This is a genomic window from Qiania dongpingensis, from assembly GCF_014337195.1.
Lineage (GTDB): Bacteria > Bacillota > Clostridia > Lachnospirales > Lachnospiraceae > Lientehia > Lientehia dongpingensis.
Window position 1 is genome coordinate 588,478 of sequence record NZ_CP060634.1, and the last position, 22,819, is coordinate 611,296.

The following is a 22,819-nucleotide window of genomic DNA, read 5'->3' on the forward strand; positions in this document are numbered from 1 at the left end:
ACAGCCGCTCAAAGAACAATTAAGCGAGCTTTCCCTTTGCAACCTCTGCCAGCTTTGTGAAGCCTGCCGCATCATTAACAGCCATATCAGCCAGGATCTTCCTGTTCATCTCAACGCCGGCTTCCTTCAGCCCATACATAAAACGGCTGTAAGACAGGCCGTTCATCCTGGCAGCCGCATTGATACGTGCGATCCAGAGCTGTCTGAACTGCCTCTTTCTCTGCTTTCTGCCTGCATAAGAGCTTGTCAGGGCCCTCATAACGGACTGTTTTGCTATCCGGTACTGCTTGGAACGTGCTCCTCTATAGCCTTTTGCCAGCTTCAGAACTCTATTGTGCCTCTTTTTAGCGCCTAAACCGCCTTTCACTCTTGCCATTTCGGTCTTCCTCCTTTATTCTCTCAATCAATCAGTACGGTAAAATCTTCTTCATGACCTTTGCGTTCGCAGGAACTGTAACGGCCGATTTTCTAAGATTTCTTTTTCTCTTCTGAGACTTTTTGGTCAAGATATGGCTCTTATACGCCTTCATTCTCTTTAATTTACCGGTACCGGTCTTTTTAAAACGCTTTGCTGCTGCTCTGCTGGTTTTTACTTTAGGCATGATTCTTCCTCCTTAAACTTTGTCCCAGGCATGACGCCTGTTCTTCTTCTAACGCTTCTCCGACAAAAACATCACAAGGCTTCTGCCCTCTACCTTAGACGGCTTATCTACCACTGCGATATCAGAAAGCTGCTCTGCAAAATCTTCCAGGATGTGTCTGGAGTTATTCATATGGCTCATTTCCCTGCCGCGGAACCGCAGGGTGACTTTTACCTTATTACCCTTCTCAATGAACTTCCTGGCGGCTGAAACTTTTGTATTCAAGTCATTTTCTTCAATATTAGGAGACAAACGCACTTCTTTGACTTCGACGACCTTCTGCTTTTTCTTGGCCTCTTTCTCTTTCCTGGCCAATTCATAGCGGTACTTGCCGTAATCAATGATCTTGCATACCGGCGGTTTCGCCATCGGAGCGATCTTCACCAGGTCAAGCTCCGCTTCCCGTGCCATCCTCTGCGCTTCCTTGGATGATACGATACCAAGCTGTTCGCCGTTCTCACCAACCAGACGGACTTCTTTGTCTCTAATCTGTTCATTCACCATTAACTCGCTAATAACTCTACACCTCCATAGAATAAAAAAAGTGGATAGAAGAACTATCCACTTAAAATATCACGTCACGTTCCCTCCATGATCTCTCCGGAGGAATGAGAACTATAATAACCCAAGTCACTCGATGGTGCTAAGGTGAGAGCGGATACTCTTCTTTTCATTAACACAGCTTTTATATAATACCATGTCTGCGTTCCCTTGTCAACTGGTTTTTCCATATATCCGGTTAAGCCCTCTGCGGCAAAGATCAGTTCTGGAATCTCGACAGGAAATCCATGGTCCTCTGGTTTTTCGGACTGTTGATCACCTGTTCCGGCGCTCCCTGCTCCACGATCACACCGCCGTCCATAAAAATGATATGGTCGGCCACATCCCGCGCAAAGCTCATCTCGTGGGTCACGATCACCATGGTCATCTTCTCCGCCGCCAGGCTCCGGATAACAGAAAGAATTTCACCGGTAAGCTCCGGATCCAAAGCGGATGTGGGCTCATCAAAGAAAAGCACCTTCGGATTCATGGCCAGCGCTCTCGCAATAGAGACCCGTTGCTGCTGTCCGCCGGACAGCTGAAACGGATAAGCACCCGCCTTTTCTTCCAGTCCCATTTTTTTCAGAAGCTCCATCGCCGACTGCACGGCCTCCTCCTTAGACTGCCCCAGCACATGCACCGGCGCATCCATTACATTTTTAAGGACAGAATAATGGGGGAACAAATGGAAGTTCTGAAATACCAGTCCATAATTCCTGCTGATCTCTCTGAGCTTTTTCTTAGGCGCGTATATTGCCCGGCCGTTCTGCCCGTCCCATACGGCTTTCTCACCCAAATATGTAATTTCTCCGGAGTCCACCTTTTCCAGCATGACGGCGCAGCGCAGAAGTGTGGATTTTCCCGAACCGGAAGGCCCGATGATTCCCAGGACATTTCCTTCATCCACAGTGAGGGAAATATCTGTAAGCACTTCCAGATCATCAAACCGTTTTTTGATATGGCTCATTTCCAACAGGCTCATGACATCCCCTCCTATCTGTAGTAATTAAGTTTTTTCTCGGTGAAGCCCATGATCCCTGCTATCAGCAGGTTGAAAATATAATAGAAGACGCCTGCGCCCAGATAAGGCACCATAGAGGTCCAGGACGTGGCGAGCGCTTTCGCCGCGGTGAACATCTCCACGTAGCTGATCGCGAAGGAAAGAGAAGTATCTTTTACCAGCGTGATAGCCTCATTGGTCACCGGCGGCAGAATCCGCTTGATGACCTGCGGCAGGATGATCTTTAAGAATGTCTGTGCCCTAGAATACCCCAAAAGCTTCGCCGCCTCATACTGTCCCGCCGGCATGGATTCAATGCCGCTCCGGTAGATCTCTGCAAAATAAGCCGCATAGTTCAGCACGAAGGCAATGACAACCGCCGGGAAACGGTAAGCAGAGGAAATCTGCATATTGAAAAGAAAATACGGTCCGAAATACACCACGACCAGCTGAAGCATCAGCGGCGTGCCCCGCATAATGGATATATACAATTTTGACAGATTCCGGACAAAGAAGTTCTTAGACATCCGCCCGAAGGACAGTAAAAGTCCCAAAGGCAGAGAAAAAACCAGCGTCAGAAAGAAAATCTTTATGGTCGCGGCCATGCCTACTCCCAGTTGGGAAATCAGAAGACTGAAGCTTTTCATGGACTCCTCCTCAAAATCGCGCTCATACTATAAACGTCCGGTCACTTTCCAATGGTGGTGATGTCTGAACCAAACCATTTCATGGAAATTTCAGACATGGTGCCGTCTTCCGCCATCTCTTCTAAAATGGCCTGTACCTTGTCCCGAAGCTCCTCATTGCCTTTTTTAAATCCGATTCCATATTCCTCTGTGGAGATTTCCTGCTCCAAGATCGCAAAGTTGGATCCGCGGCTCTCAATCTGGTATCCGGCCACCACAACATCCATGGCAATGGCATCCACCGCGCCTGACTCAAGCTCCATAAATGCCGTATTGTATTCTGCACAAGTATCAAGGCTTCCGAAGGTAGCCGTCAGATCCGGGTTATCCTTAAGGGCCGCCTCAGCAGAAGAATCTACCTGTACAGTCACAGCCTTTCCCTTTAAGTCATCCCATGTGACGATGCCCGCCTCGGCATTTACTACAAAAACCTGGCTGTTGTTCAGATAAGGCTCTGACCAGGTATATTCATCCTCGCGGCCATTCATGGTAAAACCGTTCCAGATACAGTCGATCGTACCTGAATTAAGCTCCATATCCTTAAAATCCCAGGTGATGGGCTGGTATTTGATCTCCAGTCCAAGTCTTTTTGCCACTTCTGCGGCAAGCTCCAAATCGAAGCCGGTAAATTCGCCGTCGTCACCGACAAATCCCATGGGCGGGAAATCCTGGTCAAACCCCACGGTAAACGTGCCGCCCTCTGAAGCATCCTTCGCAGCCGTCGTCTTTTCTTCCGCCTTGCTCTCACCATTCTCCGCGGCCTTCGTCGTCTCATCCTTGGCGGCTTCCGTCGTCTTTTTGGCCGATGTGGTTTCCTTTGCATCCTTGCCGCCGCATCCGGCAAGTGAAGCAACGATCAAAGCCGTCGTCATTAACAATGCTATTAGTTTTTTCATGATAAATCCTCCCTCGTTTATTGTTGACTACGTAATAGTAGCACATTATCAGAGTAAAGCGCAAGTACTTTTCCTCTTTTTGCAGAATGAATTGCTTTCATCCCGCCATTTGCATCGAGGCGCTGCTCTCCGGAAACAAAATCCTCATGATTTCATCCATAATATCATCTCTTTTTCCCGCCTGCTTATAATAAAAAGCCAGGTCCGGATTGTCGGTCACGATCCCGTCGATGTCCATGGACAACAGCCGCTTAAACTCTCCTCCCCTGTTGACTGTCCATACAAATACCTGTTTCTGGTGCCTGTGCAGAGAATTTATCATATCATGATTCACAAAGGTGGCTTCCACACTGAAAATGTCTGCCTGTTCCAAGTCGTAATAATCTCCGTAGACCACAGGTGCGATATAAGCGGTAGTCAGTTTGCCGTCCAGTTCTTTCACCTGCGTCAATAGTTCCAGATCCATGGACGCGACCACGCACTGGTCCTCAAATCCATATTCTTTAATAAGCTTTACGGTTTTCTCCGCCAGCCCCTGGCCGTGCCCGTTTTCTTTTAACTCTATCATCAGCTTGATTTTTCCATCCGCGGCTTTTATCATGTCTTCAAGCTTTGGTATCCTAGTGCCCTTGAACTGATTTGAGAACAAGTTCCCTGCGTCGTAAGTATCCATTTCCTCTGACGTCACATCCCATACGTCCTTATTCACCCCGGCAATACGCTTCAAATTGGTATCATGAAGAATGTAAAGTTCCCCGTCCTTCGACTGCTGCACATCGATTTCCGCATAAGCGGCTCCTGTACGGATGGTATATTCCAGAGCCGGGATCGTATTCTCCGGCGCAAAAAGCGTCCCCGCCCGGTGGGCTGCGACTTCTATGGGCTTTTGCATGATATCGAATTCCGCAGAAGCGTTCCCCTGATAATCAAAGTAAAATCCCAGCGCCGTCACGATCAATGCCACCTCCAGGATACCGAGAGCCGCCGCTTTCAGCGAAAGTTTCTTTTTTTCTTTTCCTTCTGCAAATTCCAGACCAGTCCGTCTGAAATACGAATACATGATGATCGCCAGGCTTCCGGTGAATGTGACGGTCTGAAATATAAAGCCGGCATACTGTTTAAGCTGCATATAATCCAGCTGGAAATTAGCCGCCGCAGAAGCAGAATCAGGCATAACAGAATACTGCAGGCTGAGGACCGATATCGCTCCGCACCACAGCAGCAGGAATACCGCCGTCACCCCTATCTGCCACATGATATAAGAAATAAGCGTTTTCAAAAAGTGCTTTTTCATCAGCTTCCGGCTCTCCCGGAACGCAGAAAGGAAACTCTTTTTTTCCAGAAGGAACACCGGTATCACATACAGCATGTAAAATACCAGGATATTGAGTCCGGCCAGCGCTGCAATGTAAAAATAATACAGGTTTCCCTGTCCTCTGAAAAAATCCACAAAATACTCCGGTATGCGGACCTTCGTCAGAGCGGCCGGCGTAAGGGACAGGGAAGTCAGCGGAAATATCGCCAGCACAAAAACCAGAAGCGCCCAGTTTTTCGGCACAAGTACAGGAAGGGCTTTCACAAATGCTTCCCTCCATAAAGAAAAGAAGGTTATGCTCTTCTTCTTTCTGGCACAGTCGAAATACAGCGCCAGAGCGCTCATCTGATAGAAAATGTAGAGACCTCCCAGCACAAAACATATAAGAAGAATAAGAAGAGTAAATGGCTGCCGCAGCCATATGAGAAGATTATCCAGTCCGATATAAGCGGCATCTATATGTTCCAATGACTTCCCAAGCAGAAAACGGAGGAAGGGATAGAGTCCAAGGCTTCCGATCAGCATATAAATAAATTCAAATAAAAGCAGAACTCTCCAATTACTGAACATACTTCGTACTATATGTGCTACATTTTGTAAATACCGTTTCATTGGCGTCCCTCTTTTCTGCAGATCTGCGGTGGATCCGGCACAGTGTCTATGCTTCTGTAAAAAGAAATGCCACGAAGAAAATATCTCCATGGCATTTCTTTTTTCTCTGTTTTCTTCCGTTTAGCTTAGCGGCTGCGGTAGCTTGCACATTCCGTATGGTTTGCGTTCTTCGCGCCATGTCCGGCGATGGAGATCTCCTTAGCCGTACATTTCCTTGACTCGTTGAAGACACAAGACTCTGCTTCACATTCTACGCTGAGAGCATGGCAGGGTGTCTCATACTCGTTGGTGCAGCATCCCTGAACGCGCTCATCAAAGCTGGCGCAGCAAGTCTCGCTGCAACATTTTGCATTTGCGCCGTCTACCAGGATCTCTCCCTTGCAGCAGCATTTGTCGGAATTGTGAATACATGTTTCCGCACTACAGCTCAAATTAGTCATGACTGTTCCTCCTTTTATATGGTAGTCAGAATTAGTCTGCACCAATTTCACTGTTTTATGCCTGCCTTTTATTTTTCAGTTTTCGTTTTTTTTATTTCCTTTGTCCGAATCTCCTCCTGAATAGATGCAAGGAATTCTTCCAGCGTTTTCTGTCCTTCATCTCCGTCAGACCGGCTTCTCACAGATACCTTTCCGTCGGCCTCTTCCTTTTCTCCCACGATCAGCATATAAGGGAGCTTCTGAAGCTGTGCCTCACGGATCTTATAACCGATCTTTTCTGATTTCGTATCGATCTCCACTCGAATGCCTGCCGCTTCAAGGACATCGGATACCTTTTTCGCATAATCAATATATTTATCGGATATCGGCAGCACGCGCACCTGTACAGGGGCCAGCCATGTGGGGAACGCTCCCGCAAAATGCTCGATCAGGATACCGATAAAACGTTCAATGGAGCCAAACGCCACACGATGGATCATGATGGGCCTGTGCTTCTCTCCGTCGGCGCCGATGTATTCCATCTCAAACCGAAGAGGAAGCTGGAAATCCAGCTGAATGGTTCCGCACTGCCAGGTCCTTCCGATGGAATCCTCCAGATGGAAGTCAATCTTGGGTCCGTAAAACGCTCCGTCGCCTTCGTTTACCACATAGTCAAGGCCCAGGTCATCCAGAGCGCCGCGCAGTGCGTCCGTAGCCATCGCCCAATCCTCGTCGCTTCCCATGCTGTTTTCCGGACGAGTGGACAGTTCCACATGATACTTGAACCCAAACAGGCTGTATACTTCGTCAATCAGGCGGGCAACATCCTTGATCTCACCGCGGATCTGATCCGGCATCATAAAGATATGAGCATCGTCCTGGGTAAAGCAGCGGACACGCATGAGTCCATGCAGCTGCCCGGATTTTTCATGGCGGTGTACCAGGCCCAGCTCTCCCATCCGAAGGGGCAGGTCACGGTAAGACCTGGGCTCCGACTGATATACCAGAATCCCGCCGGGGCAGTTCATGGGCTTAATGGCATAATCCTGCTCATCGATCACTGTCGTGTACATATTCTCTTTATAATGATCCCAGTGTCCGGAAGTCTCCCAAAGATGACGGTTTAATATGATCGGGGAAGAAATCTCCACATACCCGTTTTTCTTGTGGATCTCTCTCCAGTAGTCCAGCAGAGTGTTCTTGAGCACCATTCCTTTGGGAAGGAAGAACGGGAAACCGGGTCCCTCATCGCTCATCATAAAGAGGCCCAGCTCCTTGCCAAGCTTTCTGTGGTCGCGCTTCTTCGCTTCTTCAATCCTCTGGAGATACTCCTCCAAATCTGCCTTTTTGGGAAATGCCGTACCATAAATCCTGGTCAGCATCTTGTTCTTTTCACTGCCTCTCCAGTAGGCGCCGGCAATACTGGTCAGCTTAAAAGCTTTCACTGGCTTTGTCGTCATGAGATGAGGACCGGCACAGAGGTCAACGAATTCGCCCTGCTCATAAAAGCTGATGACAGAGTCCTCCGGCAGGTCTTCGATCAGCTCCACCTTATAAGGCTCTTCTTTCTCCTTCATGAACGCGATCGCTTCTTCTCTGGGCTTTGTGAACCGCTTCAGAGGAAGGGCTTCCTTCACAATCTTTTTCATTTCCGCTTCGATCTTCTCCAAATCTTCCGCGGTAAGGGGCTTCTCACTGTCAATGTCATAATAAAATCCATCAGATATGGAAGGGCCGATGGCCAGTTTCACATCGGGATACAGACGTTTGATGGCCTGAGCCATGATATGGGAGGTGGTATGACGGAAAGCCGCTCTTCCTTCTTCATCGTTAAAGGTCAGGATATTCACGCTGCAGTCCTTGTCCACCACTGTCCTCAGATCCACGGCCTCTCCATCTACTTCACCGGCACAGGCTGCCCTGGCCAGGCCCTCGCTTAAATCTGCCGCAATCTCAATAACGGATTTCGGTTCACCATACTCTTTCACCGAACCATCTTTCAATGTAATCTTCATTTGTCTTCTCCTTCTTCTTTATATATGTCTTATTCGCCATCCTTCGGGCTGTCTTCGCTGAGTTCCCAGTCTTTGTATGAATATTTCTTACATTTCATGATATCTGTACCTTCCTTTCCGCTGAAACGAAAAAATCCCCTGCCACACGCACTGCATGGCAAGGGACGAATTAACTGTTAATCCGCGGTTCCACCCTGATTGATTCCAGGAATCCACTTAAACGGCGGTAACGGCGCCTGCCGGACTGTATTAAAGCCGCTCCGAGCTGGTCTTCGGCATGCTCTCCTGTAAAGGGCTTCCACCTTAAATCCCTTCTCTCTGGACATTCCCGCATCCTACTGGTCTCATCAACACATTTCCATATTTAATATAAACACAATTATATCACTACACCTGAATTTGTCAACGTGGTTTTAATAAAATTCTTTTTCCAGAATCTCCGCCGCGCACCGTACCAGTTCTTTGCAGGGACGTTTTTTATAATATTCGGCGGTTCGGTAAGACGGCGCCGATGTCTCGGCCTTCTTTTCCGCGTCCGTAAGTCCCAGAAGCTCGCCGCAGACAATGCTCCCGTTTTCTCTCCGAAACGCTTCTGCCAAGCGGCGCATGGTTTCATAATTTTCAGTCTTTGCCTGCTGATTCCTGCAGTCTGTGTTTCCGGTCTCCAGGCCGCAGACCAGTGCCATCCCGGATACTGCCCCGCAGACCTGCCGCATCCGGCCCATGCCCCCTCCAAAGGAACAGGAAAGGCGGAGCGCCGTTTCCTGCTCAATTCCGTATTTATCACAAAAGGCAAGGAACACAGACTGGCAGCAGTTATATCCCTGACCGAAAAATTCCGCGGCCCGTTCCGCACGGCTGCTTTCCACTATATTTCCATCCTTTGGTCTTCTCTCCATGTCTATCCCCCAAATCCATGATCCCGCCAGCTCTGCACATCGTTTCTTTCTCAAAGGTTATTCTGGAATGTCCTCCTCGTTATAGTCCCCATAATAACCCCAATGATTTTTCTGTCCCTGTCCGTCGTGGTAATTATACTTCACGCCCATCAGCTTTTTCCGTTCCGTATCAAAATAAAGATTTATCTGTTTGTATTCTTCCGAATAGTTTCCTCCAAGAGCATCCAAGATATTTTTGCTGTCGGAGTTATTGGACAAAATTTCGTTGTTGATATCAATCAGCCGGTTATTCTTATCGCCTGTTACAGCTTCGGCAAAATCTTTCAAATCCCCCTTGTCAATGTCAAGGCCGCATCGGTAGACGGTGATATATTTCCTTCCATTGTTTTCCGTGACCTTGTAATATACCGTTCCTGCAGTGCCGTTTTTATCCACGATCTGCGTCTCATTCCATCCGGAACTGAAATATATGTCAAGGGCCTTTACAAGCGGGTCCATATCCTCTGTCCCATCTGTGAAATCCATATCAGAAGGTCCGCCCGGCTCCAGCTCGCCGGAAGGCTCTGTAGGGGGTTCTGTGGGAATCTCGGTCGAAGGCTCCGTCGGTTCCGTATCCGGTTCTACAGGATCCGTACCGCCTCCAGAACCGCCTTCATCGATGATCTTGTCAAAATCCGCCGGTTCCGAAAAATTATAACATTCCACATATCGGACAGCCTTATAGCTTCCGTACCGGCCGCTCTTTATTTCAAGTTCCACCTTTATCACATTTTTCGGATAGACCGTGCCGGTCGGATCCGCCTGAGAAAAACGGAGCTTTTCGACCTGGTATCCCATATAGGACGCCTTATCGAAAGTCCAGTCCACCGCCTCATAGCGGGTGACCTTTGTCTGGCTTCCGCCTGCGCCGGATGTGCTGCTAAACACCGCATAATAATAGAGCAGGAGCTGGTCGCCGTCTCCCTGATACGTTTCTGTACTGAGATCCGCATTTTCCGGATCCCTTATCTTATCCTTCGCATGGGCCGTGGTAACGCAGATGTGGCTTCCTGTCCTGTCATAAAGCTCAATCACCTGCCCGTCCCCGTATATTTTCAGAGTCTTATCTTCGCTCTCTCCGGTCCCCCTGGCAATGCTTACCTGGGCGCCCTCGATCTCGCCGGTGATCTTATCCATCAGGGTTTCTGTCACCTGCCGTCCATAGGACGTTCCTTTGACCTGATAATACACTCTCATGCAGGAGGCAATGACCTGGCAGGAGAGCGCAAGAAACAAACCTAAAAGCGCAAAAGCCACCACAAGCTCCACAAGGGTCACTCCGCCTTTGTCTCTCAGAATCCTCCTTTTGTTTCTCTTCTTATCTGCTTTCCCATGATACCTCTTGTCTGCCATCCTTCATACCCCTGTGTTTCTGCTAATCTGTTTCTGGTTCGCCCTCCTGGCTTCGGAAAGAATACATTTTGAGACCGGTCTCCGTATCCGTATAAACCTGAAGACCAGTCTTCGAAAGCTCCAGGCTGGCCTCCTTCGCCTTGTTCCCCGAAGCAGTCTTTTCCGTATCCACCGAAAGGCGGAGCGTCAGACCGCCGACTGCTGACCTTCGTTTTATGTTCTCTGTTTTATAATAGTTCTCATTAAAGGTCTCATACCTTGCGGTCATCTGCCGGGACCGTTTCAGCATATCGGCCGATACCGCGATCACCTTGGAAAACATCACCACCATGATCATTACGATAAGGAAAGCCACCAGCACCTCCACCATGGTGGAACCGGCCGTATCTGTCTTTTTCTTCTTTTGTCCCATTATGTTTTTTTTCATACCGGCCTCCTCGTTATTCTCTGGTATTCAGGCTCCAGCTCCATATCTTTTCGTTCTCAATGGAATTCCCATTGGGATTCACTCCCTGCCCCGCCGGCATATAGCTCTCCTCCGGCGCATCGCTGTAGTCGGCGCTCCCTATGATCAGTTCATAAGAAGACGTTATGGTGCTCTCCTGTCTGCCCTTTCTGCAGCTGACCCGTATCACCAGAGGAGTCCCTGCCTCCTCAGCCCCGGACTCACTTTCCCAATAGATCATCACGGAAATATCATCCATGAGCTCCGCTCCATCCAGGCCGCTGTCAGACGGGTCGATTTTAAAATACCGGTACGCGTAGGCCGAGGTATGACCCCGCTCTTCCGCGTTGTAATAAGGCCAGCTGCTCTGCCAGACATTGTATCTCAAATAAAACCAAAGAGGGCAGCTTCCCTCGTTCAATGCCGTTTCCTGTTCCCTGTAGGATGCAAAAGGCGGAATGGTGATTTCCTCCTCCAAGGCCCGGCTCAGACTCTGAGCAAGCTCCCTGCATTGAGCGTCATTCTGCTGTTTATTTACCGTATGGAACAGAGAATAAGAGATGAGCAGCAGGGAAAGGCTTAAGAGCATGACCACCGCCATGACCACTACTGCGCTGAGGAGCGCTGAGCCGTCTTTTTTTCTCAGTTTTTTCACACTCATCGTCTGTCTCCTTTCCCTGTACTATTGCTGACTATGATGGACTTACGTATGCCCTGACCTGATAATTCAGATCTTCCGGTACGCCCCGGATTTCTATCTTGTTTTCAAACCGGAATACCTGCAAGTCATTTCCTGTGCCTACTGTTACGGTATCGTCCGGCACTGTGAGAGTAAAACGGTATCCAGAAGGAGTCTCTGTGACTGAAACAGTCACCTCCACCGAAAGTGTTCCGGAAGTCCCTCCATTTTCACTTTCCGCCGTCAGCGTGCCAAGAACATAGGTCCCTTTCTCCAGACCGATCCTCCCGGACTGGCTGCCTGCCAGAATGTCATAGCCCGTCGCTTTTGCATTTGACATCCAGCTATAAGAATTACCCGGCAGATTTGAAACAAATTCTGACCGGTTCTCCGTATTTATGATCCCATTCAGTGAAGACACGGAAGTCTCTGATACCACAGGGGCCTCTAAAATGAGCTCCGGCAGAGTGCCGAGAGACACCCACTCCGTCCACTCACTGAGTCCTCCTGTTTTCATATCCACAGAAGCAGCCCGCACTTCCAGGTTCTTTCCTTCAAAAGCGGCGTATTCTTCATCCGATAAAAGAAGCAGTGAGGAAATATCACTGGTCCCCGCACCTGCGGCACTCAGTCGTCTCCTGCTGTATACACCGCCGGCGCCGTCCTTGACGGCGGTCTCAAAGACCAGCCATTTATCTGATATGGCTGAAATCTCATAGGCGGTACCAGGCCGTGAGGAAGCGCCCAGGCTTACCGTCAGAGACGGCGCGGTCTGGAATTCTCCCCGTATCTCTGTAACAGTTACGTGCTCACCGGCCGCACCTATAGTCCGGTACCATCCTGCTATTTCAGAATCCTCATACCACTCCAGATTCTCTTCGGAGACCCTCGTGCGAGCCGATACATGAGCCGTAAACAGGAAAGCGCTGTCGAAATACGCGCTGTCGCCGCTTCCCACGGATATGGCATCCGGAAGTATCAGCGTAAACACGCCGTCCGCCCATTGAAGCGCCGATATGGCCGTGACCTCCGGTGCGGAATCATCAGCGGATTCCCAGGCCGTTCCGGTATAAGGAAGTTTTACATAAGCCGTCCCAGGACCGACATCGCCCAGATAAACAGCCAGATCGTCGGCCATGCAGACAGGCGCGCCCGGATCCGTCCAATTTTCCCTCCGGAAAGAGGGCGCAGAGGAAGAATAAAACACATGGTATCCCCCTGTTCCATTCTTTTCCAGATAGATCCAGTCCGCATAATAGACCATATGATCCTCAGCCGTTCCGGTTATTTCCGCATCCTCCGCAGCTCTAACAAGCTGCACCTGGTATCCGTCTCCGTAGCTCTGTTCCCTGAAGGAAAGGGCAGTCTGTGAAACAGTCAGATCGTCCGTACCCGCTTCGGTCTGAGAGAAATCACCCTTCCATTGTCCGTCCATGTAGTATAATGTCCTGACGCTCTCTTCCATCTCCGGAGCGCTCGTCTGTATCCGTGGGATACGGATCCACTTATAATTTACGGTTCCGTCCGCCGTCTCATCCTCATCGGACCACATGGAGCTGACATTGCTGTCGGATACGCTCCTCATGGCGATCTTAAGCCATTTTCCTGCATAGTCCGCCGACAGGTTTTCCATCGTATATTCAGACCGGAGGAAGTTTCCTCCCATCGAGACTGCGGAAGCTTTTGTGATCACTGTCTCAAGCGCCCCATAGTTCCAGTATCCAGCCTGACTGCCGTCACCGTCTCCTGTGTACAGGACCTTTTCAGAATCAGCGTCTTCTCTGCCATCATAGACGGCCGCCGCTATTTCATATTTTCCCTGCAGGATCCCGCTCTCTGTCGTCGGTTCAAATACCAGTTCTATACCGTCTGCTTCCAGTTCTTCCTGGGTCATGAAAGGCTTTTCAGTCCCATCCGATCCCAGGTCCCCGTGTACCCGGTACGCCGGGCTTCCGGTCATCTCCTCCACATCCGGCACATCCAGACGGCTGGGAAGCGTCATACTGCGCATCACTCCCTTTGGACCATCCCGGTAGATCCCGGCATCCGCTTCGGCCAGGGCTTTCACAGAAAGATCCAGCGTCTCGCCGCGTTCATAGTCGTTCAGATCGATCATTTGGGTCAGAACGTCTCCGCCGGCATCTTGGCTGTCCTCCGGTATCTCAAAGATCCACACAGTCTCCAGGCTCCGTTCCATTGTCCAGACAGAATCGTTTTCGCTCTTATTCCATTGGATGGCCATGGTCTTTCTTACGGAAACGCCGGCCGCATCCTCATTCCAGGAATAAAGGGCTTTTCCTTCCTCCTCTTTTACCTGGACTCCGGGTTTTCCGCCGTACAGCGTCATAAACGCCTGCCTTGCCGCCTCAAATTCATTCTCATCCGTGTACGTACTTACTGCCCCCGAATCCTCTTCCGAGCGCTCTGCCGTCACCTGATAAGCCGCCAGCTCACTCCGCTCCGCCGCCGGTATGCCGTTCCATGTCACGTCATAAAGAAGAGAATTCTTCTCCACGATTCCACTTTCATTTCTGTGCAGAGAAACAACCGGCTTGGCAATCTGCGAAAATCTCAGTTTGAATTCACAGTTTTTCACTGCTCCTGCCGGAAAGATCTCCGTCATGCCGCTTTGGCTCTCTTTTCCTCTCCTGCTGATGGATATCTCCGCTCTTTTATAATTCCAGGAAGAGATGTCATAGGACATGCTGTTTTCTCCGTCCGTTCCTGTGACAAAGACTCCTTTATCCAGCTGCACAGCCGTGCCGTCGGCAGTATATCCCACGATCACGTAGTCATAAACGGCTCCGCTTTCATAATTCCTGCCTCCGGACGTATTTTCATATCCGTCCTTATTCAGATCCCAGGTGATGACAAGGGAATCCTCATTGGGATCTCCGTCTGTCCCATTCTGTCCATGGTCATTGATGCGGATGACAGGAACGGACGCTTTTTTCTTTTCCTCATTCAAATGGTAATAAAACACCTGCGTCTGTTTCCCCTGCCCAGAGTCCGGATAATCGAAGCTTTGGTAGCTATTGTACTCCAAAAGGGAATTGTAATATAAGGTATAAGTGCCGTCGGAAGCCAGCTCAATCACAAATCCGCCGGCCAGTTTCCCTGACTCGATCAAATGGGTACCGGTCGCCTCGGCTGTCACCTGTCCGTTTCCGGTCACATAAAGTCCCTTCAGTTCATCCCTTGAAAGCCCGACAGCTCCTGTCTCTGTCTTAAACGCAGAAATATCCACAGAATGGCCGGTATATACAATGTTATTGGACATCATGGACGGATAGCTCCTCACCATCAGCTCTCCGTATACGGACTCATCCAAAAGCTCCTCCGGAAGAGAGCTCAGGGAAGTGGGCACCGCCGAAGAGGTAGTGTCCGAGGTACGCAGCTGAGAGCTGGAAAGTACTACCGGCACTCCCAGTTCTTTGTCCAGGGCCGTCAGCTCTGAACGCATATACAAAATATATTTATTATGTCTGATCTTCAGCTGATAGCTGAGGGTATCTGAAGTGATCCCCATGAAACCGATGCCGTTTCCTGCATCCGGTTTCAGGCTGACCTGGGCGAAATTCGTATCGGCGCTCTTATAACTGCTGGAGACCGGGGCCATGGATTCCCTCAGCTGCTGCACAGAGCTGGTATATGTCTTTTCGTCGTGAACCGCATAGGCAGAAAACAGGCAGTTTCCCTCACTTCCGCCAAAGTACCCAGCAGATTTCCCGGCCTGTGCCGTGAAGGACAGATCTGTCCCGCCGGCATCCACAATGATCTGAATCTTGGCCATATCTGCTTCCACATCAGCGCTTCCGCGTTCCCGCAGAAACGTCCGGTACTCTTCCTGATTGTCCAGGAACGCCTGGTATTTCAAAGCATCGCTATCCCTGACCAGCTCCAGATGGTACTGGGGAACAGGCAGCACATCAGCGACCGTCTGCTCAGCCGGATCAGAATATGCCGACCAAACCTCCGATACCCTGCCGTTTTCATCAATGGTATTGGCTCCTGAACGCACACGGAATACGATCTTCCGGACCGCGTCGCCGTCTATGGAAGATACCGGAAGCTGTACCGACGTATCGTAAACCGTATCCTGCCTAACCGCCAGCTCTCTGCCGTCCGCGCCATAATAGACCGCTTCGTATTCATAAAACGCCGCCTCCGGCACACGGTTCCATTCAGCCTGATATACGGCATTTCCCACATCGGCCATTTTGATCCCGTTCGGGATATCCAGACTGGATATGGTCTCGGAAGCGTCTACGTCAAAATAAGGGTCATCCGCAAGGAATACCCGGTAGCGGATATTGTCCTCCGCGTCCCCCATGGATTTTAAGGAGGTATCTGAGGACACATTACCGGAGAGGAACTCTTTTCTTGGATTCATAGCAAAGCCCGGAAGGCCCAGCGTAACCTGCTCTCCGCCTGTGCCCACTGCGAGCCGATAGGCGCTGCCCGCGCCCATTTGTATCACACTTGCGCCGGTCCCTTTTCCCTTTCCGCCGCTTCCGGACGCTTCTGTATAACGGAAAGCCTCATATCCTGCCCCGCTGTAGGTACACGCCGTGCCGCTCTGTTTGTAAGACAGGCCGCTGCCTGCTCCATCGTACTTCGTATAGGACAGACCGCCTCCTCCAAGGACCGCGTAGCCTTGGCTGCCGTCGTAGTCCTGTCCGGAAACCCTCCCTTTAAAATGCGCCCGAATCAGGCAGGCGTTGGTTCCCGCGCCTCCCTTTTTAATAGACCTCGTGATCACGATCTGCACTCTGCGCGCCTCCACAGGGCTTCCGGCATCTACCGTCTCTTTAGAATCCGCCGTAAAATTGCCGGAAGAAGCGTTATCCATGGATGCAAGCTTTTTCCAGGTTCCTCCCTCTGTATAAGGGCTGTAATACACGGTATAATCCGTCACACGCCCGTCATTTCCATTCCTGTTCCAGTAAAAATCCATACTGCTCAGCTCTATGGCCGTACTGAATGTAAAAGTATAGGACAGAGAGATCGTTCCCGACTGCGTATTGGAAAAATAAGAACGGTCCCCGTCGGAAAGCCCCGATGTATCCAGCACCAGTTTTCTCATGAATTCCGGCTTCAAGATACCCGGCGCCTCAGCCTTTTTCACATAAAAAGTATCCGGCGCCTGACTGGTTTCATTTCCGGCCCCGTCATAATAAATGAGTTCCGTCCCCGCCTGAGCATCGGACAGATAGTAATTGTTCGCGTCCCCCACATTGGCCGAAACCGGATATACAGTATCCGCGATTCCAAAGCATTTGGATACCGTGATGCCGCTTGTATTTTTCGCCGCGATCCCGCCGATGTTTCCTCCGCCGATCCCATAGCCGTAATTGTTGCAGGACGTGATATAAGAGCCCTTCACAAAATTTGTCATGGAACCTGTGATACCGCCGCAGTTATCCCCGGCCTGGATAAGACCGGTGTTCACACAGCTCTGCAGCTGCATATAAACGGAGCTTCCTCCGTAAGAAGCGCCGACGATTCCTCCGGAGCGGCTGCCGCGGACCGTGCCGTGGTTCTCACACCGCACCGCCCTAGCCGCTGTAGACCGGATATCGTAAAGCATTCCAACGATACCGCCGCTCCCTTCGCCGCCGTCCGATTGTACCTCTCCATAATTGATGCAGTCTGAAATAGTCCCTCCGTAATATTTCCAGATCCCGACCATGCCGCCGACACGGTTGGCTCCTCTGACTTTGCCGTAATTTTCACAATGGCGGATGGACCAGGTGCTGCCAGTGGCACATTCCAGACGTCCAATGATCCCTCCAGTACCGTTGGAAGCCGACACGGTCTTTTCCACCACTGCACGGTTCATGCAGTATACGGTGTCCTTTGCCGACGCGCTGTAGCCGATAATGCCTCCGATGCCGTTGTCCTGGGCATTCTGAGGCGCGAAGACCACCCATTTCTTTCCTGTAGCGGCATATGTGATTCCGCCATTCTTCCGGTTATAACCGGCAACTCCTCCCACATGGCCCCGGTAGCTTTCCACGATCACGCTGGTATCATCCCAGCTGTCCGAATAGTTCCCGTCCGCAAAGCCGATATCCGTGATGGTCCCGCTATTCAGTCCGGCAACGCCGCCCGTATGGGCGTAGGCGGAGGTGTTGGCACCGGTCCCCACATAAACGCACGCGACGGCATTCTTCACTTCGTCAAGCTTACTGTTTCCTTTCATGCTGACCCGGTATTCTCCGGCCGTCGTGCCGAAAACAATCCGGCTCACGGATGACCCCTGCCCGTTTACACCGGCTGCGCCGCCGATGTTGGACACATTATTGGGATCTCCCGTCCCGGTGATCTTCGCGGCATTCACCCGGCAGTCAGAAATACTTCCGCCGCTGCCCGCGTCGGAGCCCCCGTTTGTCCCGGCTATGCCGCCATACCCATATATCTTCGCTCCATTTGTTTCAAAATCGGTATTGGGATTATATTCCGGCGTGTTTTGAGGATCATTCGCCGTACCCTCCACGATTCCGTTGAACTCATACCGGCGGATGGCACCGGTGTTGCTTCCTGCAATCCCTCCTAAGTTCCCGTAGTAGGACATGTTCGTCTGGATGAAAGAGAGCTGTGCATAGACACGGCTGTATTCCGAATCGGTCCCTTCAATGGTTCCGGTGTTCTCACCGGAAACGCCTCCCATGGAAACATCCGGTACGTTGGATTCAAGCTCCGCCGCTTTTCCATCCTCCCCCACACTGCAGCCGGAAACTATTCCCGTATTCCGTCCGCTGATTCCGCCGAAAGCGCCTCCCTTGCCTCCGGCAGGATTGGTAATCTTCACCGCAGATACACTGCTGTCCGCTATGGTCCCATTGTTCAAGCCGCTGATCCCGCCGGCATAATTCCGTCCCATAAAGGAAAGCATCCCGCTTCCGGACTCTTTCCTTACCAAACAGCCCTGAATATTACCGTTGTTCACTCCGGATATACCGCCTCCGATACCGTTTGACGCCGACACGGCTCCATATCCTTTACAGCCCCGTATGATTCCCTGGTTCTGTCCGACGATTCCTCCCGCGTCTCCGCTCTTCACCGAAGAAACGCTTCCCCGGTTGACGCAGTTTCGGATTTCTCCGCCTGTGCTGCTGTCTTTTCCGATAATACCTCCGGCAGCGCCGTCTTCCGCGCTCACGGATGCCTCATTCTCAAATCCCTCTATCAGATCTGCTCCGCTGTTTCCCGCGATTCCTCCCACATTTCCGGTTCCGGAAACAGAGCCCTCCAAACGAATGGCCCCCACTCCCTGCGCCGGCAAAAGATTCCCCTCTGTGGTCCCGGCAATACCTCCCACATTGCTGCCGGAGGAAGTGACCGTCACAGAAATATCCTGGTCCAAAGTGAGGAAAGCTTCTCCGTAATGATATCCTGTGATTCCTCCTACATTTCCTGTTTCACCGTAAGCTGTCACAGAAGCTTTTTTAACAGACGTGCCCTCAATGGTCCCGAAATTCTCCGCGGCGATTCCTCCCACAAAGTTCCGCCCGGTGACAGTCTTCTTTTCAAAGCTCCCATTCTCGATGATTCCGCCGGCTTTATTGACGCCGGTGAGACCGCCCACATAGTCCGCGCCGCCGCTTCCAATACTGGAAACGCTGCAGTTGCGGATGACGCCTTCATTTACCTCGCAGAGGCCGCCCACATAAGTTCCGGAAGACACCACATCTCCCACATCCTGGTTCCTGCAGGCATCCAGCACCACATTCTTTTCCACTTTTCCGATGATGCCGCCCGCATAGGAATAAGAGAACATTTTTCCGTCATAAGTCCGTCTGCCCGGCTGCTCCGCCCCGTTTTCTATGGATCCCGTCGCTGTGACCGGAGTCAGGTTCACCACGTCCTGAATCAAAAGGGACGTGTCCTTATCACTGTAACCGACTACTCCGCCGGCGTAAATCTGCGCAGTAATCCCTCCAAATTTGCTCTGTGTCCCCGAGCCTTCTTCATTTCCGCGGATGACAAGCCTTGCGCTCCCTGTCTTCAGTCCGCTGCCGTCCAGGATTCGGACGGACTCCTCCAGACCGGCATTTTTAAGCTCCCCGGCGCTGGTTTCTGCCATGGCCCGGATTTCCTCCCTGGAGGTATCGCCGGTCACCAGGCGGTTATAACCAATAAAACCGCCCGCAAAAGCATCTGCCGTCAGTTTGCCAAGGAAATTGTCAGTCTGAAAAGCCGCGCTGATCTCCTGCTCCGCCGCCGCGAGGACATTGCCTCCCACGGTTCCGCCCACGCAATAGGTGCCGGTCACTTCATTGGGGTCGGCACTTATGGAACGTCCCTGTCCGTTCTCATCGGCAAGCAGGGCCAGCGAAGCATTGAAACCGGCATAACCGCCCGCATAGCAGCCGCTTCCCTTTATATAACCGCCCGCCACTTCATAATCCTCAATGACAGCATCCACGTCGTTATATCCGGCGATCCCGCCCACAAAATTCTGTCCGGCCACATAACAAACCACCGACAGGGCTTTTCCCCGGCCGGAAATGACGGCGCCGGAAAGATCCCGGGCCGTGTTTCCCAATATCCCATTGTTATAGCCGGCAATACCTCCTGCATAATCGCCGCTCAGAGAAGCCGCCGCTGAAAGCTTTTCGGACACAGAACCTCCGTCCACCTCGCTGCCGCAGGCGAAAATGAGCCCCGTATTGTAACCGGCAATTCCTCCTGCGTAACCGTTTGCTGCCAAGACAACCCCTTTGTTCGTCCAATTTTTCACCTGAAGCGAGAGGTCTCTGTCCTCCTTCGGAATAAGAATCCCGTTGTCGTCCTGCTTCCGGACACCGGCGCTGCAGCCCACTATACCGCCCACATAAGAGTCTCCGATGACGTTGGCCTCATTCACGCCGTTTTTTCCCCGTCCGGTGCTGCCGTCTATTCCTGTTTCGGAGCCTTCACTGAAGCCGGCTATGCCGCCCACAAAACGGCAGCCGAAAATATAGCCTTCCTTCCCTGACTCCTCCTCCGTACTGCAGGATTCAATGGAAGCAAACTTGTTATATCCCACTATACCGCCCACATAGACTCCGAGAAGCCTCTTTTCCAGACTGGCACGGTCTCTTAAAATCTCTTCCAGATACGTATCCGTATATTGGGGAGAGCTGATGCAGTCCCTTATGATCAGGCCGTCCTGGTCTCCGGTGATGTTTTCACTGTACCCGGTTATCCCCCCGATATATCTGGCTTCCAAAGGTTCCTCGCCAGACGCTTCCACCGATCCGTAATTCTGGCAGCCCTCCACGAGTACCTCGCCGTCCTTCTCCGCTTTCAGCCTTCCTACAATGCCTCCCACATAAGTTTTCCCCAAAATGCGGGCGCGGTTCACCAGGCCGTCATAAATGACCGCCCCATTTTCAGCGCTTTCCTGTGCTCCCGTGATTCCGCCCACATCCTCTGTTCCCGTCACCGTACTGGGATGTGCTAAAGGTTCCGAATTCAGGACCGTCAGATCCTCCAGCGTCCCGCTGTTCACACCGCAAAACGCCCCTGTCTGCTTTTCTCCCGACACGGTAATTCGGTCCAGAGAGACGTATCTCATCACACCTGCATTTTGTAAGAACAGCCCTGCGGGCTTGGTTCCCTGTCCTTCATCATAGAGCCCCGACTCCTGATTCCGGCTCACGGAAATTTCCATTCCGCTGATGGTATGGCCTTTCCCGCCGCTTCCCTCAAAAACGGCGCATTCTCTCAGCTGCTTAAAGGAAGGAAAACCGGCGCCGGATACAGGCGCCGTTACCCCATATTCATTCGTTTCAAACAGGCTGCCGCTCTCAGCAAAAGCCTCCCAGTCCACATCCAAAGTCAGCTGATAGATCACCCTGTCGGCCGTCTTGAGGTCTTCGTAGCCCCCCTTTTCTCTCTGCTCCTCTGAGTAATCCTCCATATAACGGATGTTGTACAGATGCCTTCCGTTTTCGATAGTGTAGGATGCCACAGTAAAATCCTGTGACGGCACAGAACGCATGCTTCCAAAATAAACATTCTCCACATTGCTCTGCTTTTTCGCAGTCGTCTTATAGTAAACGCCGGAGCCCTGAACGGTACAGTAAATATCCTCCGCCTTTATACCGAAGCGGCGGAAGCTGTAAGTGGACTTGAATTTGCTCAGTTCAGGCGACAAGGCGCCCGTCTCTTTCGTAAGCGCCTCATATACATCATAATAAAGAGAACTGGTGGCTCCCAGGTCCGCCGCGTCCAGTACCACGCGCACCGTCCCGTCGCTTTCCACCCAGGCGGGAATCTCATAATCTCCCAGCTTCTGCGCCGTCGGATTTTTACCGTTTTCATCGTAGCGGTATCTGGTCACGCTGCATGCGACCTCCGATTTGAACAGTTCATTTTTCAGCCGGCTTCCGTCCAGGGTAAACACCAGGAGGGGGTTCTTGGTCCCTTTGGCGCAGACCGTGAGCTCATAGACCAGTTCCTGAGTCGCCGTCCTCACCTTAGTCAGCCGGAAAGAGAGATTTAAAGTGTCTTCATTATTTAGTCTGACCTCGCCAATGGAAGGCTTCTCCGTCTTGGTGCTGGTGGCTCTGGATAAGGTATCCACTCCATAATAACCTACCATCCGCGCTTTCCGGTAGTCGCTCTTTCTGTTGGAAATATCCACGGTCTTCCGTTTGGCCGCGTTGTCCGGATTATATTCAAAACCCGTGCTTTTGTCACTGTAAAGGACCGCAAACACCTGGCCGTCCTCCGGCGTGAACTCCACACAAACGGCGGCATTCAGAATAGAAGTATCATAAAGATATGCCGACAGCATATCATAGAGGGCCGTCATTTCTTTTCCTGCATTTCCCGCCAGATAGTTTTGATAATCCTCCTTTGTTCCGATCAGAGAGCAGATTTCTCCTTGATAACGGGATGCGTTGGGCCTGGTGGTATCCTTGTCGCTTTCAGGCCAGACCTCAGATAATTTATACGGTTCTCCGTCCATTCCTTTAAGCTTTGTGACATCCAGAACATGCTCATATTCCCCCGCCTCGTCTGAAACAGCCGCCTGAAGCTCACCCAGCCGGCCGTTTTCGCTGTATTCTGTCAGCTGATTCTGAGCGGCCACGAAAATGGTCTGGGCATATTCATTCTGTCTCTTAAAATCTGTAAAACTCAGCCATCTTGTGATCCCGAATACTGTGGCGCCTGCAAGAATCAAAAGGATCACGATCACGACAATCAACTCAACCAGCGTGTATCCACCCTGGCTGTTTCTTCCTGATTTTCTGTTTTTCCCTCTGATCTTCAATGCTTCCATGA

General features: G+C 51.2%; 14 protein-coding genes. All 14 read right to left on the minus strand.

Annotated features, from left to right (window positions below; translation table 11 throughout):
* Positions 1-19 precede the first annotated feature (19 nt).
* The gene (gene rplT, locus H9Q78_RS02865) at positions 20-376 is read right to left on the minus strand and encodes a 50S ribosomal protein L20 (protein WP_249303498.1); all 357 of its coding nucleotides are present in this window, start codon (positions 374-376) and stop codon (positions 20-22) included.
* Between the two features lie 31 nt (positions 377-407).
* Positions 408-602, minus strand: coding sequence for a 50S ribosomal protein L35 (gene rpmI / locus H9Q78_RS02870; RefSeq protein WP_249303499.1), 195 nt, complete (start codon positions 600-602; stop codon positions 408-410).
* Between the two features lie 48 nt (positions 603-650).
* Positions 651-1,145, minus strand: coding sequence for a translation initiation factor IF-3 (gene infC, locus H9Q78_RS02875; protein WP_147596676.1), 495 nt, complete (start codon positions 1,143-1,145; stop codon positions 651-653).
* 256 nt (positions 1,146-1,401) lie between these two features.
* The gene (locus H9Q78_RS02880) at positions 1,402-2,163 is read right to left on the minus strand and encodes an amino acid ABC transporter ATP-binding protein (RefSeq protein WP_283245058.1); all 762 of its coding nucleotides are present in this window, start codon (positions 2,161-2,163) and stop codon (positions 1,402-1,404) included.
* Positions 2,164-2,174: 11 nt separating this feature from the next.
* Complete coding sequence (locus H9Q78_RS02885; protein ID WP_249303500.1) at positions 2,175-2,828, minus strand: amino acid ABC transporter permease; 654 nt, start codon at positions 2,826-2,828, stop codon at positions 2,175-2,177.
* Between the two features lie 41 nt (positions 2,829-2,869).
* Positions 2,870-3,763 carry an amino acid ABC transporter substrate-binding protein gene (locus H9Q78_RS02890; RefSeq protein ID WP_249303501.1) on the minus strand — a complete coding sequence of 298 codons (894 nt, stop codon included), beginning with the start codon at positions 3,761-3,763 and terminating at the stop codon, positions 2,870-2,872.
* A 97-nt stretch (positions 3,764-3,860) separates the two neighbouring features.
* On the minus strand, positions 3,861-5,690 hold the full coding sequence (locus tag H9Q78_RS02895; protein WP_249303502.1) for a glycerophosphodiester phosphodiesterase family protein: 1,830 nt from the start codon (positions 5,688-5,690) through the stop codon (positions 3,861-3,863).
* 125 nt (positions 5,691-5,815) lie between these two features.
* Positions 5,816-6,130 (minus strand): DUF1540 domain-containing protein, encoded by a 315-nt coding sequence (locus H9Q78_RS02900; protein WP_249303503.1) that lies wholly within the window; start codon positions 6,128-6,130, stop codon positions 5,816-5,818.
* Between the two features lie 68 nt (positions 6,131-6,198).
* Positions 6,199-8,124 carry a threonine--tRNA ligase gene (thrS, locus tag H9Q78_RS02905; protein ID WP_249303504.1) on the minus strand — a complete coding sequence of 642 codons (1,926 nt, stop codon included), beginning with the start codon at positions 8,122-8,124 and terminating at the stop codon, positions 6,199-6,201.
* A gap of 413 nt (positions 8,125-8,537) precedes the next feature.
* Entirely contained in the window at positions 8,538-9,023 is a 486-nt protein-coding gene (locus H9Q78_RS02910; RefSeq protein ID WP_249303505.1) for a C-GCAxxG-C-C family protein, read from the minus strand.
* Positions 9,024-9,080: 57 nt separating this feature from the next.
* Positions 9,081-10,415, minus strand: coding sequence for a prepilin-type N-terminal cleavage/methylation domain-containing protein (locus tag H9Q78_RS02915; RefSeq protein WP_249303506.1), 1,335 nt, complete (start codon positions 10,413-10,415; stop codon positions 9,081-9,083).
* A gap of 22 nt (positions 10,416-10,437) precedes the next feature.
* Positions 10,438-10,842, minus strand: coding sequence for a type IV pilus modification PilV family protein (locus tag H9Q78_RS02920; RefSeq protein ID WP_249303508.1), 405 nt, complete (start codon positions 10,840-10,842; stop codon positions 10,438-10,440).
* Between the two features lie 13 nt (positions 10,843-10,855).
* Positions 10,856-11,521, minus strand: coding sequence for a hypothetical protein (locus H9Q78_RS02925; RefSeq protein WP_249303509.1), 666 nt, complete (start codon positions 11,519-11,521; stop codon positions 10,856-10,858).
* Positions 11,522-11,552: 31 nt separating this feature from the next.
* Positions 11,553-22,817, minus strand: a complete 11,265-nt coding sequence (locus H9Q78_RS02930; protein ID WP_249303511.1) for a discoidin domain-containing protein — start codon at positions 22,815-22,817, stop codon at positions 11,553-11,555.
* Between the last annotated feature and the right edge of the window lie 2 nt (positions 22,818-22,819).

Bases quoted from the DNA above. Each gene is read 5' to 3' on its own strand.
- rplT (WP_249303498.1), bottom strand. From the start codon at position 376: ATGGCAAGAGTGAAAGGCGGTTTAGGCGCTAAAAAGAGGCACAATAGA.
- rpmI (WP_249303499.1), bottom strand. From the start codon at position 602: ATGCCTAAAGTAAAAACCAGCAGAGCAGCAGCAAAGCGTTTTAAAAAG.
- infC (WP_147596676.1), bottom strand. From the start codon at position 1,145: ATGGTGAATGAACAGATTAGAGACAAAGAAGTCCGTCTGGTTGGTGAG.
- H9Q78_RS02880 (WP_283245058.1), bottom strand. From the start codon at position 2,163: ATGAGCCTGTTGGAAATGAGCCATATCAAAAAACGGTTTGATGATCTG.
- H9Q78_RS02885 (WP_249303500.1), bottom strand. From the start codon at position 2,828: ATGAAAAGCTTCAGTCTTCTGATTTCCCAACTGGGAGTAGGCATGGCC.
- H9Q78_RS02890 (WP_249303501.1), bottom strand. From the start codon at position 3,763: ATGAAAAAACTAATAGCATTGTTAATGACGACGGCTTTGATCGTTGCT.
- H9Q78_RS02895 (WP_249303502.1), bottom strand. From the start codon at position 5,690: ATGAAACGGTATTTACAAAATGTAGCACATATAGTACGAAGTATGTTC.
- H9Q78_RS02900 (WP_249303503.1), bottom strand. From the start codon at position 6,130: ATGACTAATTTGAGCTGTAGTGCGGAAACATGTATTCACAATTCCGAC.
- thrS (WP_249303504.1), bottom strand. From the start codon at position 8,124: ATGAAGATTACATTGAAAGATGGTTCGGTGAAAGAGTATGGTGAACCG.
- H9Q78_RS02910 (WP_249303505.1), bottom strand. From the start codon at position 9,023: ATGGAGAGAAGACCAAAGGATGGAAATATAGTGGAAAGCAGCCGTGCG.
- H9Q78_RS02915 (WP_249303506.1), bottom strand. From the start codon at position 10,415: ATGGCAGACAAGAGGTATCATGGGAAAGCAGATAAGAAGAGAAACAAA.
- H9Q78_RS02920 (WP_249303508.1), bottom strand. From the start codon at position 10,842: ATGAAAAAAAACATAATGGGACAAAAGAAGAAAAAGACAGATACGGCC.
- H9Q78_RS02925 (WP_249303509.1), bottom strand. From the start codon at position 11,521: ATGAGTGTGAAAAAACTGAGAAAAAAAGACGGCTCAGCGCTCCTCAGC.
- H9Q78_RS02930 (WP_249303511.1), bottom strand. From the start codon at position 22,817: ATGGAAGCATTGAAGATCAGAGGGAAAAACAGAAAATCAGGAAGAAAC.